At 75.2% G+C, this 12,924-nt stretch carries 13 protein-coding genes; 4 read left to right on the top strand and 9 right to left on the bottom strand.

Features of this window, described 5'->3' with window-relative positions:
- Window positions 1-2: 2 nt before the first annotated feature.
- Entirely contained in the window at window positions 3-722 is a 720-nt protein-coding gene (pgeF, locus tag ABD946_RS14950; RefSeq protein ID WP_345283732.1) for a peptidoglycan editing factor PgeF, read from the top strand.
- Window position 723: 1 nt separating this feature from the next.
- Here the strand turns inward: pgeF and ABD946_RS14945 are convergent, their stop codons facing one another.
- Window positions 724-984, bottom strand: coding sequence for a hypothetical protein (locus ABD946_RS14945; RefSeq protein WP_345283730.1), 261 nt, complete (start codon window positions 982-984; stop codon window positions 724-726).
- Window positions 985-1,080: 96 nt separating this feature from the next.
- On the opposite strand from ABD946_RS14945, the gene ABD946_RS14940 reads away from it, so the two are divergent.
- A complete protein-coding gene (locus ABD946_RS14940; RefSeq protein WP_345283728.1) occupies window positions 1,081-2,718 on the top strand; it encodes a DNA repair helicase XPB in 1,638 nt (545 codons plus the stop codon).
- Window positions 2,719-2,733: 15 nt separating this feature from the next.
- Here the strand turns inward: ABD946_RS14940 and ABD946_RS14935 are convergent, their stop codons facing one another.
- Window positions 2,734-2,877, bottom strand: a complete 144-nt coding sequence (locus ABD946_RS14935; protein ID WP_345283726.1) for a hypothetical protein — start codon at window positions 2,875-2,877, stop codon at window positions 2,734-2,736.
- 291 nt (window positions 2,878-3,168) lie between these two features.
- Between ABD946_RS14935 and ABD946_RS14930 the strand changes: the two genes are divergently transcribed.
- Window positions 3,169-5,241: a HelD family protein gene (locus tag ABD946_RS14930; RefSeq protein ID WP_345283724.1), complete on the top strand. Its 2,073-nt coding sequence runs from the start codon at window positions 3,169-3,171 to the stop codon at window positions 5,239-5,241.
- A gap of 58 nt (window positions 5,242-5,299) precedes the next feature.
- Here ABD946_RS14930 and ABD946_RS14925 read toward each other — a convergent pair whose 3' ends face one another.
- The 5 genes from ABD946_RS14925 to ABD946_RS14905 form a co-directional block, all read right to left on the bottom strand.
- Window positions 5,300-5,974 (bottom strand): copper homeostasis protein CutC, encoded by a 675-nt coding sequence (locus tag ABD946_RS14925; protein ID WP_380149447.1) that lies wholly within the window; start codon window positions 5,972-5,974, stop codon window positions 5,300-5,302.
- Between the two features lie 314 nt (window positions 5,975-6,288).
- On the bottom strand, window positions 6,289-7,236 hold the full coding sequence (locus ABD946_RS14920; protein WP_345283720.1) for a hypothetical protein: 948 nt from the start codon (window positions 7,234-7,236) through the stop codon (window positions 6,289-6,291).
- Window positions 7,233-7,577, bottom strand: coding sequence for a PadR family transcriptional regulator (locus ABD946_RS14915; protein ID WP_345283718.1), 345 nt, complete (start codon window positions 7,575-7,577; stop codon window positions 7,233-7,235). The genes ABD946_RS14920 and ABD946_RS14915 overlap by 4 nt, the downstream gene beginning before the upstream one ends.
- Before the next feature lie 215 nt (window positions 7,578-7,792).
- Window positions 7,793-10,477, bottom strand: coding sequence for an FtsX-like permease family protein (locus ABD946_RS14910; protein ID WP_345283716.1), 2,685 nt, complete (start codon window positions 10,475-10,477; stop codon window positions 7,793-7,795).
- A complete protein-coding gene (locus ABD946_RS14905; RefSeq protein WP_345283714.1) occupies window positions 10,474-11,205 on the bottom strand; it encodes an ABC transporter ATP-binding protein in 732 nt (243 codons plus the stop codon). Before ABD946_RS14905 ends, ABD946_RS14910 begins: the two co-directional genes overlap by 4 nt.
- Window positions 11,206-11,337: 132 nt before the next feature.
- Between ABD946_RS14905 and ABD946_RS14900 the strand changes: the two genes are divergently transcribed.
- Entirely contained in the window at window positions 11,338-11,976 is a 639-nt protein-coding gene (locus tag ABD946_RS14900; protein WP_380149448.1) for an HD domain-containing protein, read from the top strand.
- Window positions 11,977-12,156: 180 nt separating this feature from the next.
- On the opposite strand, the gene ABD946_RS14895 is transcribed toward ABD946_RS14900, so the two are convergent.
- Window positions 12,157-12,435, bottom strand: coding sequence for a DUF4031 domain-containing protein (locus ABD946_RS14895; protein ID WP_345283712.1), 279 nt, complete (start codon window positions 12,433-12,435; stop codon window positions 12,157-12,159).
- The gene (locus ABD946_RS14890) at window positions 12,432-12,788 is read right to left on the bottom strand and encodes a hypothetical protein (protein WP_345283710.1); all 357 of its coding nucleotides are present in this window, start codon (window positions 12,786-12,788) and stop codon (window positions 12,432-12,434) included. Before ABD946_RS14890 ends, ABD946_RS14895 begins: the two co-directional genes overlap by 4 nt.
- Window positions 12,789-12,924: the final 136 nt, after the last annotated feature.

Here is a 12,924-nt window from a genome sequence, read left to right as displayed (position 1 = left end):
CCATGGAGCAGCTCGCACCCGGTATCCGGTACGCCGTGATGGACCGTCACGGCGGGGTGAGCCGGGCCCCGTTCGACTCCCGCAACCTCGGCGGCCGCACCGCCGACGACCCGGAGAACGTCCGCCGCAACCGCGAGCTGACCGCCCGCGAGCTCGGCCTGGACCCGGCCCGGGTGGTGATGATGCGCCAGGTGCACGGCACCGAGGTCGCCTACGTCACCGAGCCCTACGACCCGCGCACCGCACCGCCGTTGGACGGCATCGTCACCGACCGGCCGGGCCTCGGCCTGGTCGCGCTGGCGGCCGACTGCGCGCCGGTGCTGATCGGCGACCCGGTCCGCCGCCTGGTCGGCGCCGCGCACTCCGGCCGGGCCGGGACGGTGGCGGGCATGGCGCCCGCGCTGGTCGCCGCGATGACGGCCCGCGGCAGCGAGCCCGCCGACCTGGTCGCCCTGGTCGGCCCGCTCGCCTGCGGCCGCTGCTACGAGGTGCCGCAGGCGATGCAGGACGAGGCCTGCGAGGCGCTCCCCGAGCTGCGCTCGACCACCCGCCGGGGCACCCCCGCCCTGGACGTCCGGGCCGGCATCACCGCCCAGCTCACCCGGGCCGGGGTCGGGGAGATCCGGCACGACGACCGCTGCACCATCGAGGACGAGGACTTCTTCTCGCACCGCCGGGAGCAGGAGACCGGCCGGTTCGCCGCCTACGTCTGGCTCGACTGACCTACTTCTGCTGCTGCTTCTTCGCAGCCTCTTCCTGCTGCTGCTTCTTCGCCTGCTCCATCAGCGTCTCCGGGTCCGGCGGGGTCGGGTCGACACCGGTCAGCAGCTCGGCCCCGGTGAACGCCACCAGCCCGAACACCCCGCCGGCCTTGGAGACGTCCGGCATCCCGGCGGGCGCCGCCGCCGAGGCGGGAGCGGCGGCGGCGGCCAGCGCGGCCCCGGAGAGCGCGACGGCGGCGAACAGACGATTCGTCTTCTTCATGCCCTGCCCAACGACGGTTCCGGGCACCCGTCACCCTTTTCCACCCGCATGCGGGACACTGGAAGGTCTGCGCCCGAGAACCGGAGGACTTCCCGCGTGAACGACGGACCGCTCATCGTCCAGAGCGACAAGACGCTGCTGCTGGAGATCGACCACCCGAAGGCCGCCGACTGCCGACGGGCCATCGCGCCGTTCGCGGAGCTCGAGCGGGCGCCGGAGCACGTGCACACCTACCGGGTGACGCCGCTCGGCCTGTGGAACGCGCGGGCCGCCGGGCACGACGCCGAGCAGGTGGTGGACGCCCTGGTGAACTACTCGCGCTACCCGGTGCCGCACGCCCTGCTGGTGGACGTGGCCGACACCATGGCCCGGTACGGGCGGCTGCAGCTGTCCAAGCACCCGGTGCACGGCCTGGTGCTGACCACCACCGACCGGCCGGTGCTGGAGGAGGTGCTGCGGTCGAAGAAGATCGTGCCGCTGGTCGGCCAGCGGATCGACCCGGACACCGTGGTCGTGCACCCCTCGGAGCGCGGCCAGATCAAGCAGGTGCTGCTGAAGCTGGGCTGGCCGGCCGAGGACCACGCCGGGTACGTGGACGGCGAGGCGCACCCGATCGAGCTGGACCAGGACGGCTGGCAGCTGCGGCCGTACCAGCAGCAGGCGGTGGAGGGCTTCTGGCACGGCGGCAGCGGCGTCGTGGTGCTGCCCTGCGGCGCGGGGAAGACGCTGGTGGGCGCGGCGGCGATGGCCGAGGCCAAGTCGACCACGCTGATCCTGGTGACCAACACCGTCTCGGCCCGGCAGTGGAAGCACGAGCTGGTGAAGCGCACCTCGCTGACCGAGGACGAGATCGGCGAGTACAGCGGGACGAAGAAGGAGATCCGCCCGGTCACCATCGCCACGTACCAGGTGATGACGACCAAGCGGAAGGGCGTGTACGCGCACCTGGAGCTGTTCGACGCGCGGAACTGGGGCCTGGTGGTCTACGACGAGGTGCACCTGCTGCCCGCGCCGGTCTTCAAGTTCACCGCCGACCTGCAGGCCCGGCGCCGGCTCGGGCTGACCGCCACCCTGGTCCGCGAGGACGGCCGGGAGGGCGACGTGTTCTCGCTGATCGGGCCGAAGCGCTTCGACGCCCCGTGGAAGGAGATCGAGGCGCAGGGCTACATCGCCCCGGCCGACTGCTGCGAGGTCCGGGTGACGCTCACCGACTCGGAGCGGCTGGCGTACGCGACCGCCGAGCCCGAGGAGCGGTACCGCTTCTGCGCCACCACCGCGACCAAGCGGCGGGTGGTGGAGGCGCTGGTCAAGAAGCACGAGAAGGACCAGACCCTGATCATCGGTCAGTACATCGACCAGCTGGACGAGTTGGGCGAGGTGCTCGGTGCTCCGGTGATCAAGGGCGAGACCAGCAACGCGCAGCGGGAGAAGCTGTTCGACGCGTTCCGGTCCAAGGAGATCAGCGTGCTGGTGGTCTCCAAGGTGGCCAACTTCTCCATCGACCTGCCGGAGGCGACCGTCGCCATCCAGGTCTCCGGGACCTTCGGCTCCCGGCAGGAGGAGGCCCAGCGGCTGGGCCGGGTGCTGCGGCCGAAGGCGGACGGGCACTCCGCGCACTTCTACTCGGTGGTGGCGCGGGACACCGTGGACCAGGACTTCGCGGCGCACCGCCAGCGCTTCCTGGCCGAGCAGGGCTACGCGTACCGGATCGTGGACGCGGACGACGTGCTCTGAGGCTCTGACCGGTCGTCAGTACTTGACGCCGTCGCGGCCGAGGAAGACCACGCGGGCGGCGGTGTCGAGGGCGATCCCGACGTTGCGGACGGCCGCGGCGAACGGGCTGCGGCGGCGGCCGGGGGCGACGGGGCGGTGGGTGTGCCGGGTGCTGTTCATGCCTCCACGGTAGGGACCGCCCGGCGCCCCGGGCGTCAGCCCGCAGGGCGCTCCGCTCTCGTCCTTCCGGCGTACCGGCCCCCGACCTCGGGGGGACCGGGCTCCGGGTGAACCCCGAGCAAATGATTGGCATCGCGGCCGGGGGCGGGTCTAGGATCTCCGGTCTTGCCCCCTCCCGAACCGTGGTGCCGTCGTCGCGGCAGCCGTGGGAGCCCGTCCCGGTCGGAAACCGGGCGGCCCACCGTGAGCCAACGACGATCCGCCACCACGAGGTGGCCGGGAAGGTTTGCCGTGCACACCGCCGCTTCTCCCGGGGCCGCTCCCCTCGGGGCCGATCCGCTCCAGCTCGAACGCGACCACCTGGCCTCCTCCCGCGCGGCCCTGCGCGCGATGCGCGAGGACGCCGAATCGCTGGACCTGCGGGACGTGACGGGGACCTGGGTCTCCGCCGCCGTCCTCCAGCGCCAGGTGGAGCAGCGCATCGCCGCGCTCGCCGACATGGCGCACACCCCGCTGTTCTTCGGCCGCCTGGACTACCTGCACGCGATCAGCGAGGAGCTGGCCGAGGGCGGCAAGGGCGAGCGCTTCTACATCGGGCGCCGGCACGTGCACGACGCCGGGGGCGACCCGATGGTGATCGACTGGCGCGCGCCGGTCTCCCAGCCCTTCTACCGGGCCAGCCGCACCGAGCCGCTGGACGTCGAGAAGCGGCGCCGGTTCGGTTACACCGGCGGGGAGTTGACCGCCTACGAGGACGAGAACCTGTCCGACCCGGCGGAGACCGACACCGCCTCCGCCCTGCTCGCGGCCGAGATCGAGAAGCCCCGCGTCGGCCCGATGCGCGACATCGTGGCCACCATCCAGCCCGAGCAGGACGAGATCGTCCGGGCCGAGATCGGCGGCACCATCTGCGTCCAGGGGGCGCCCGGCACCGGGAAGACCGCCGTCGGCCTGCACCGGGTGGCCTACCTGCTCTACGCGCACCGCGAGCGCCTCGCCAAGTCCGGCACCCTGGTGGTCGGGCCGAACAGCTCCTTCCTGCACTACATCGAGCAGGTCCTGCCCGCCCTGGGCGAGTTGGACGTCGCCCAGGCCACCGTGCAGGAGCTGGTGAAGCACGTCGAGGTGCGCGGCGAGGACTCCGCCGAGGCGGCCTCGGTCAAGGGCGACGCCCGGATGGCCGAGGTGCTGCGGCGGGCCGTGCGCTCCGGCATCACCCTGCCCACCGAGCCGCTGGTGGTGCAGCGCGGCTCCCGGCGCTGGCGGCTGCCGACGTACGAACTGGCGGAGATCGTCGAGGAGTTGACCAGCCGGGAGATCCGCTACGGGGCGGCCGGCGAGGCGCTGCCGCAGCGGATCGCGCACGCGGTGCTGCTCAAGATGGAGCAGGGCGGCGAGGCCCCCGACGACCGGGTGCAGGACGCGGTGGCCCGCAACCCGCAGGTGAAGGCGGCGGTCAAGGCCTGCTGGCCCCCGGTGGACCCGGCCAAGCTGGTGCACCGGCTGCTCTCCGACGCCGCCTTCCTGGCCGCCTGCGCGGAGGGGATCCTCACCGAGGAGGAGCAGGCGGTGGTGCTCTGGCCCAAGCCGGGACGCTCGGTGCGGACCGCCCCGTGGACCGCCGCCGACGCGGTGCTGGTCGACGAGACCACCGACCTGGTGCGGCGCACCCCCTCGCTCGGCCACGTGGTGCTGGACGAGGCGCAGGACCTCTCCCCCATGCAGTACCGGGCGGTCGGGCGCCGCTGCTCCACCGGCTCGGCCACCGTGCTGGGGGACCTCGCGCAGGGCACCACCCCCTGGGCGACCGGGAGTTGGGCCGAGGCCCTGCACCACCTGGGCAAGGAGGGCGCCCACGTGGAGGAGCTCACCAAGGGCTTCCGGGTGCCGGAGGAGGTCATCGCCTACGCCTCCCGGCTGCTGCCCGCCATCGCCCCCGGCCTGGCCCCCGCCACCTCGGTCCGCGACGCCCCCGGCTCGCTGACCATCGCCCGGGTCTCCCCCGAGGCGCTGGACCCCGCCGTGGTCGAGGCCTGCCGGGCCGCCCTGGAACGGGAGGGATCCACCGGCCTGATCGCCGCCGACGCCCGGATCGACGCCCTCGGCGAGCTGCTCACCGAGGCCGGCCTCCCCTTCCTCGACCCCGGCACCGAGACCAGCGCCGAGGCCCGCCTCACCCTCGTCCCGGCCTCGCTGGCCAAGGGCCTGGAGTACGACTACGTGGTCCTGGAGGAGCCCGCCGCCGTGGTGGCCGGCGAGCCCGACCTGCGCACCGGGCTGCGCCGCCTGTACGTCGCGCTCACCCGCGCCGTCTCCGGGCTCGCGGTGGTGCACGCCGAACCGCTGCCGGCCGAACTGGGCTGAGGCGCACGCGAGAGGGCCCGGAGCGCAGCGCTCCGGGCCCTCGTCGATCAGGGGTGGTTCAGCTGTCGATCAGGGCGCGCCACTCGGCGACCTTGGCCGGGTCGACCGGGGTGTCCCAGCCGTTCGCCCGGACCGGGCCGCCGACGTGGAAGGCGTCGAAACCGGCCGCGCGCAGGCCCGGGACGTGCTCGGCCCGCAGGCCGCCGCCGATCAGGATCCGCTGGCGGTAGCCCGGGTCACCGGCCTTGGCGAGCTCGCCGGCCAGCACCTCCTGACCGTCCGTCACACCGGTGGCGGCACCGGAGGTGAGGAAGGTGTCCAGGCCGGGCAGGTCAGCGACGGCGGCGCGCAGGGCGTCCCGGTCGGCGCTGTGGTCGATCGCGCGGTGGAAGGTCCAACGGCACCCGGCCACCGCCTCCGCCACGGCCGTGGTGGCGGCCAGGTCGACCGCGCCCTCGGCGTCCAGGAAGCCGAGCACGAACTCCTCGGCGCCCTCGGCGCGCAGCGCGGCGGCACGCTCGCGCAGCTCGTCCACGCTGCCGGGGGTGAAGCCGTCGCGGATCCGGAGCATCACCCGCAGCGGGATGGAGACGGCGGCGCGGATGGCGGCGAAGTCGGCCAGGGCGGGCGTCAGACCGTCCGCGGCCATGTCGGCGACCAGTTCGAGCCGGTCGGCCCCGCCCGCCTCGGCCGCCTGGGCGTCCTGCACCGTCAGGGCGATCACTTCGAACATTGGTCTAGACATATCGCTAACCCTGCCACATCCGGAGGCCACTGGGCGAGCCCCCTGCACGGTAAACGGAAGGGCCCGCCGGGCGGCGGGACCTGGACCCGGGGCTGTCTCCTTGGTAGGGCCGGACCAGCGGGCGTCGTTGGGGTGCGTGCCTCGGCGGCGCCGAGGAGGGAGTCCATGCGGAGCATCGGCGACTGACGAGAAGCCGGCGAGGTGCGCGCCCCGGCGGCGCCCGCCCGGCCCTACCAAGGAGACAGCCCCGGGCATCCGCACCGCCCGGCGGGCCCGCATCCCGCGTCCGTCCGTCCGCCGGGTCAGAGCACCGGCACCCCGGCTCGTCGCCCGCCCGCGAGCAGCCGGGCCGCCAGGAGCAGGGTGGCCCCGACCAGCAGCGCCGCCGGAGCCAGCCGCCACACGCCGCCGACCTGCTCCCAGAGCGAGAACAGGCTGAACGCGGCGGTCAGCGGCAGCACCGCCAGACCCACGGCCGCGGGCAGCAGCCTGTCCCGGGCGGCGAACAGCAGCAGCACCAACGGGACCAGCAGGAGCGCCACCGGCCACCAACCGTCCATCAGGTTGCGGGTGCTGTAACCCCCCTGGGCCCGGGTCACGGCGAACCCGGCGGCGGCCCCGGCCAGGATCAGCAGCCGGTCGGCCCGGCCCCGTCCGTCCAGCAGCGCGGCCGGGGCCGCGGCCACCATCGCCCCGCCCACCAGATGGGGCACCACCGCGGTGGCGCCGTAGCAGAAGAACCAGGCGTCCCAGCCGTCCGACCCCCACAGCCCGGCCGCGAGATCACCGAGCCGGACCACCGCGAGCAGCGCGACCACCACGCCCAGCGTCCGGGCCGCCCGCCAGGCACCGGTGGCGGCGGCCAGCGCCAGCAGCACCGGGACGACGGCCAGACCCAGCAGCGCGAGGTTCCCGGTCAGCTCGCCCCAGGGGGCGTGCAGACCCGACCGGGCCGCCTGCCCCATCCGGAACGCCCGCTCGTCGCCGATCCCCGGCAGCACGCTCAGACCGACCAGCGCCCCCGCCAGCAGCGGGGCGCCCGCCGCGAGCAGCCGGCCGCCGAGCGCGGTGTCGGTCAGACCCGTCCGCATCCGCAGACCGTAGGCCGCCAGGTCGAACGCCTCCCGGGCCGTGGCCAGCCGGCCGGCCCCCGCCGTGACGTCGGCGAACACCTCGGCCAGCTCGTCCCCCCGGTCCCGGCGGTAGCGGGCGGGGTAGAGCGCGAGGGCGGTGCGCAGCGCGACGCTCATGCCGTCGCCCCCTTCGGCGCGGCGACGCCCCCGAGGCGGCGGCGCGCCTCCGTCGCGACGGTGTGCAGCCGCTCGGCCTCGGCGGCCAGCACGCCGCGCCCGCCGTCGGTGAGGGCGTAGGTGCGGCGGGCCCGGCCGTCGACGACCTCCTCCGCGGAGACCTCGATCAGGCCCTGCTGGAGCAGGCGGTCCAGCGCTCCGTAGAGGGTCCCGGTGCGCATCTTCACCCGGCCCCCGGAGATCGCGTCGATCTCCTGGATCAGCGCGTATCCGTGCCGAGGGGCGTCGGCGAGGGCGGTGAGCAGCAGCAGCGTGGGCTCCTGCATGGCACGTTCGGTCATGCACCTACATATATCGCCGGACTGCCTATCCGCGCCACCCCTGCCGCAGCCGGAGGCCGGTGGCCCCGCAGGGGCCTCAGGGGCGCGGGGAACTGCGCGCAGGGGAACGGCAGCACCTGCAACTGGCTGACGTGCCCTCAGTTGCAGGTGAGCCGCCTTCCGCACTCGCGCAGTTCCTCGCGCCCCCAGGGTGACCACTTTCGGCTGCCGGAGGGTCAGGCGTCGCGGCGCGCTGCTCCAAGGAGTCCCGCCAGCAGCGGGAGCGCCAGGGCCAGGACGGCGATGCTCGTCCACGGGACGTCGGACGGGCTGAGGACCGGCGGTGCGCCCATCACCCCCGCCACCCGGGAGCGCAGCAGGGCGTACGCCGGGACGAAGCCGCTGACCGTACCGAGCAGTGCGCCGAGCAGCACGATCAGTCCGGCCTGGAGGCCGGCGACGGTCCGCCGGGTGCGGGGCCGGGCCCCGACCGCCGAGAGCACCGCGCGCTCGCGCCGCGCGTCCGCCGCGGCCAGCGCGGTGGAGACCAGCGCGGCGCCGAGCACCACGACCGCCGCGAAGCCGGCGATCGCGATCTGCATCACGCCGTCCTTGGCCCGGAAGCCGCGTTCCACCACGAACTCGGAGTGCGGGGCGAGCCGGGCGACGGTGGCGGCGGCCCGCTGCTCGGCGCGCTCGGTGACCGGTCCGGCGGGCCGCCAGATCACCCCGGTGGGCGCGACGGCCAGGCCGAGCTGACGGACCGTCCGTTCGCCGATCACCAGCGGCACGTAGCGCTGTCCGGCGGGGAGGTCGACCAGGACGGCGTCCACCGGGACGGTCTTGTACTCCATGGTGGCGCCCTGCATCTGGAGCTCGGCCTTGCCGTCGTGCAGGTACGCCGGATCGGTCACCACCGCCTTGCCCGCCGCCAGCGCGGCCTCGGCGGCCGGGTCGTGCAGGGCCAGCAGGTTGCGCAGCACGGCGGCGTCGCCGACCACCGCCCGGTCGAGCCCGCCCCGGCCGAAGCGGTCGGGGCCCTTGGCCTGCACGACGGAGCTGCAGGTGTCGCAGAACCTGTACTCGGCCTGGAAGAGGTCCGCCCGCTCCCCCAGCTCGGGGAGGTCCTGGGGCAGGGCGGTGCGCAGCTGCGGCATCGCGTCCTGGTCACCGTAGAGGTTGACCCGGACCGAGTTGGCCGGCTGGAGCATCCGGTAGCCGGCCCGGTCCTGGGCCTCGGCGCCGGAGGTGTGCACACCGACCGCGACGGCGCCGGCCACCGCGGCGAGCACCGCGGCGACGGCCGGGGCGGTCCGCGAGCGGTGCCGGGAGGCGTCCCGCAGGGCCAGCCGGGGGCCGACCGGGAACCAGCGGGCCAGCTTCCCGAGCCCGGCCAGCAGCAGCGGGGTGACGAGCAGCAGCCCGAGCTCGGCCAGCACGCCGCCGCCCAGCACCGTGAGGGTCCGGACCGACAGCCCGGCCAGCACCGGCATCCCGCCGACCGGCGCGAGCACCGCCCCGCCGATCGCCAGTGCGGCCCCGGCCACGCCCAGGGCCAGGCCCGCCAGCGGCACCCAACGGCCGGAGCGGCGCACCGGGTCACGGTCGGCCAGCCCGGCCAGCACCTCGCGGCGTCCGGCCTGGAGGGCGGGTTGCAGGGCGGCGGCCAGGGCGGTGACCACGCCGACCAGCAGGATCAGCAGCAGGTCGGACGGACGGATCGTCAGGGTGCCGAAGCGGCTGCCGCCCCAGGCCTCGATCTGCGGGCGGAGCGCGGAGACCAGCAGGATGCCGAGCACCCCGCCGGCCGCGGCGCCGACCGCGCCGAGCACCAGACCGCCGCCGAGCACCACGGTGCGGACGTGACCGGGGCGACCGCCGGCCGCGCCCAGCAGGGCGAGTTGGCGGCGGGCCCGGCGGGCGCCGACCGCGAAGGCCGGGCCGGCCAGCAGGGCGACCTCCAGCAGCGCCATCGCGGCGGTGACGGCGATGGTCATCACCCGGCGCTCGCGCTCGCCCTGGGCGTCGACCGCCTCCTCCTGGGCCATCGCGGCGGCGGGCGGGTCGGCCGCCACCTGACGGCTCGCCATGGTGTAGCCGTGCCGGTTGAGTTCGGTGACCTGGTCCCAGCCCAGGGTGGCCCCGGCGGGCAGGGTGACCAGCCAGGCGGCCTTCCGGGCGGCGGCCTGCTCGGCGCTCTCGGTCTTCGGGGCGACCCCGGCCGCGGCCAGGGCGGCGTCCAGCGGCTGGTACAACTCGCCCGGGCGGGCGACGAGTTCGGTCTTGTTCAGGTCGCCGGGGTGCTCCACGGTGCCGGTCAGCACGAACGGCGTGGACTCCAGTCCGCGCACCGTCACGGTGTCGCCGATCCGCTTGCCGGTGGCCGCCAGGAAGCCCTCGGTGGCGGCCGCCTCGTGGGCGGCGGCGGGCGCCCGGCCGGAGACCAGGTCCAGCCGGCCCTGCCAGAGCCGCCCGGTCAGATCGGCCTCGAAGGTCTCGACCGAGGCCATCCCGTCCTTGCTCCCGACCACCGCGACCGGGCCGGTCCTGGCCGGGGTCAGCACGCTGCCCTTGGGGAGCAACTCGCCCAGCAGATCGGTCGGTTCGGCGGACACGGCCCGCTTCTGCTCGGGGGTCGACGGCACATCCGGCCGCTGCGGCAGCACCCGCACGCCGTCCGCCGGGAACACCGCCTGCTCGACCACGCGACCGAGGTCGTACGCGCCGATCAGCGCGTCGGCCCGGCCCATCAGCCGGTCGGACCGCTCGGCGGCGGTCAGCTGGGTGGAGCGGTGGACCACGTCCACCCCGGTCGCGCCGAGCACCGGCAGCGCGATCATCGCCGCCACCAGCGCACTGCGACCCTTGGCCCGCAGCGCGTCCCGGCGGGCCATCCTGAGCAGCGGACGCCAGGAGCTCATCGGGCCGCCCCCGCCGACTGCGGGGCGCGCACGGCCTCGTCGACGATCCGGCCGTCGCGCAGCGAGACCACCCGGTCCGCCCAGGCCGCGTGCGAGGGGTCGTGGGTCACCATCACGGCCGCCGCCCCCGCGTCGCAGCGGGCCCGCAGCAGGGCGAGCACGGCGTCCCCGGTCGCGGTGTCCAGCGCACCGGTCGGCTCGTCGGCCAGCACCAGCCGGCGCTCGCCGGCCAGCGCCCGGCCGATCGCCACCCGCTGCTGCTGACCACCCGACATCTCCTCCGGGAAGCGGTCCGCCAGCTCGGCGATGCCCAGCTCCTCCAGCGCGACCAGCGCCTCGGCGCGGGCCGTGCGGGCCGGGATGCCGTCCAACTCCCGTGGCAGCGCGATGTTCTCGGCCGCCGTCAGGGACGGGATCAGGTTGTACGACTGGAACACGTAACCCACCGAACGGCGGCGGACGTCGGCCAGCCCGGCCCGGCTCAGGCCCTCCAAGGGCGTGCCCTCGACCAGCACCCGGCCGGTGGACGGCCGGTCCAGGCCGCCGGCCAGCGCGAGCAGCGTCGACTTGCCGGAGCCGGACGGCCCCATCACGGCCAGGAACTCCCCGGCGCGCACCTCGAGGTCGATCGGGTGCAGCGCGTGCACCTCGGCGGCGCCCTTGCCGTGCACGCGGCCGACGCCCTCCAGCCGCAGCACGGCCCCTGTGTGTGATCCGGATCCGGACATGGCTCCCCCTCGGGACGACGGAACGTCTTGCATACCGAGTATGTATAGCCGCCGCGCGCCGATGACTCAAGTGTGCGACATAAGTCGGTGAACGGCATATAGTCTGGATCACACCGGCCGGAGAGGAGCAGAATGACCGTCATGACCGCCTCGCTCTCCGCCCGCTGGCACGACCTGCTCACCCGCTGCGGCGCCACCGCCGACCCCGGCCCGTACGCCGAGGACCTGCTCGGCCGCTGGGCCGAACCGCAGCGCCGCTACCACACCACCGCCCACCTGGCGGCGGTGCTGGACGTGGTCGACGAGCTGGCCGGGCACGCGGAGGACGCCGACGCCGTCCGGCTGGCCGCCTGGTTCCACGACGCGGTGTACCGGCCGGACCGCTCCGAGAACGAGGAGCGCTCCGCGGCACTGGCCGTCCGCGCCCTGCAGGAGGCGGGCCTGGGCGGGGAGTTGGTCGAGGAGGTGGCCCGCCTGGTCCGCCTGACGGTCGGCCACCACCCGGCAGAGGGCGACCGCAACGGCGAGGTCCTCTGCGACGCCGACCTCGCGGTGCTCGGCGGCACCCCCGAGCAGTACGCCGCCTACGCGGCCGCCGTCCGCGAGGAGTACGCCTTCGTCCCCGAGGACGCCTTCCGGGCCGGCCGGGCGGCGATCCTGCGCCAACTCCTCGACCTGCCCGCGCTCTACCGCACCCCCGAGGCCCGCGAACGCTACGACGCAGCCGCCCGCCGCAACCTCGGGGGCGAACTGCTGCTGCTCGGCGGCTGACGCCGGGCCGGCCGGCCGCCGGCCGCGCGGACCAGGACCCGGCGAGGGCCGGCGAGGGCCGGTGCCCCCGGGAGCGGGCCGTCGCCGGCCGTCGGACGGGGCGGGGCCGCCGGAGAGATCCGGCGAACCTCGGGGCCCGCCGCGCCGACCGAGCCGTCGGCAGGGCGGTCCGACGGGCCGTCAGGCCGGGCGCGGGCCCCGGACGTCCGCCTTGCGGCGGCGCAGGCCCGCCGCGCTGAGGCGGGCGACCAGCTCCTTGCTGCCGACCGGCTCCGCGCCGAGGGCCACCGCCTTCTCGTACCAGTGCGCCGGGATGTCGTAGTGGTCCCGCTCGAAGCCCCTCGCGGGGGCGCCCAGCCGCTCCGCGAAGGCGTGCAGCTCCGCGTACGAGACGTCGCTCACCAGGTGCGACCAGTACTTCCCGTGCCCCGGCCAGGTGGGCGGGTCGACCAGGATCACGTCAGCGCCCCCACCGGGGCCACCGCCACGCCCTCCTTGCCGCACACCCAGTGCGGCTCCGGCCCCAACTCCGGCTCCACGCCCAGCGCGTGCGGATCCCCCTCGGCCGCGCACGACCGGCACACCGGCCACCGTCCGTACCCCTCCAGCAGCGCGTCCTGCACGTCCTGCGCCACCAGCCCCGCCAGGTACTCCACCCCGTCCGGCCACTGCTCCACCCACCACCGCCGCTTGGTGAGCACCTCCTCCACCAGCGACACCACCTGCGGATCGGCCACGTCACGCGCCGTCAGATCGGCCAAGATCAACGCCCGCGCCGCGTGCAGCGCACTCTCGATGCCATCGGAACTCATCCCCCCATTGTCCCCTCCCCCACCCGCCGCAGGAACCGGACCGGACGAGTGACCGGGCGGCTCTCCGTCAGGTCCGTCCGGCCGCCACTGCGGTCCCCCGGGTCGGTGAAACGCCGCAGGGCGGCCTCCCCGGTGA

The organism is Kitasatospora albolonga, from assembly GCF_039535905.1.
Classification (GTDB): domain Bacteria; phylum Actinomycetota; class Actinomycetes; order Streptomycetales; family Streptomycetaceae; genus Kitasatospora; species Kitasatospora albolonga.
This window is presented reverse-complemented; position numbering and strand designations above follow the sequence as displayed.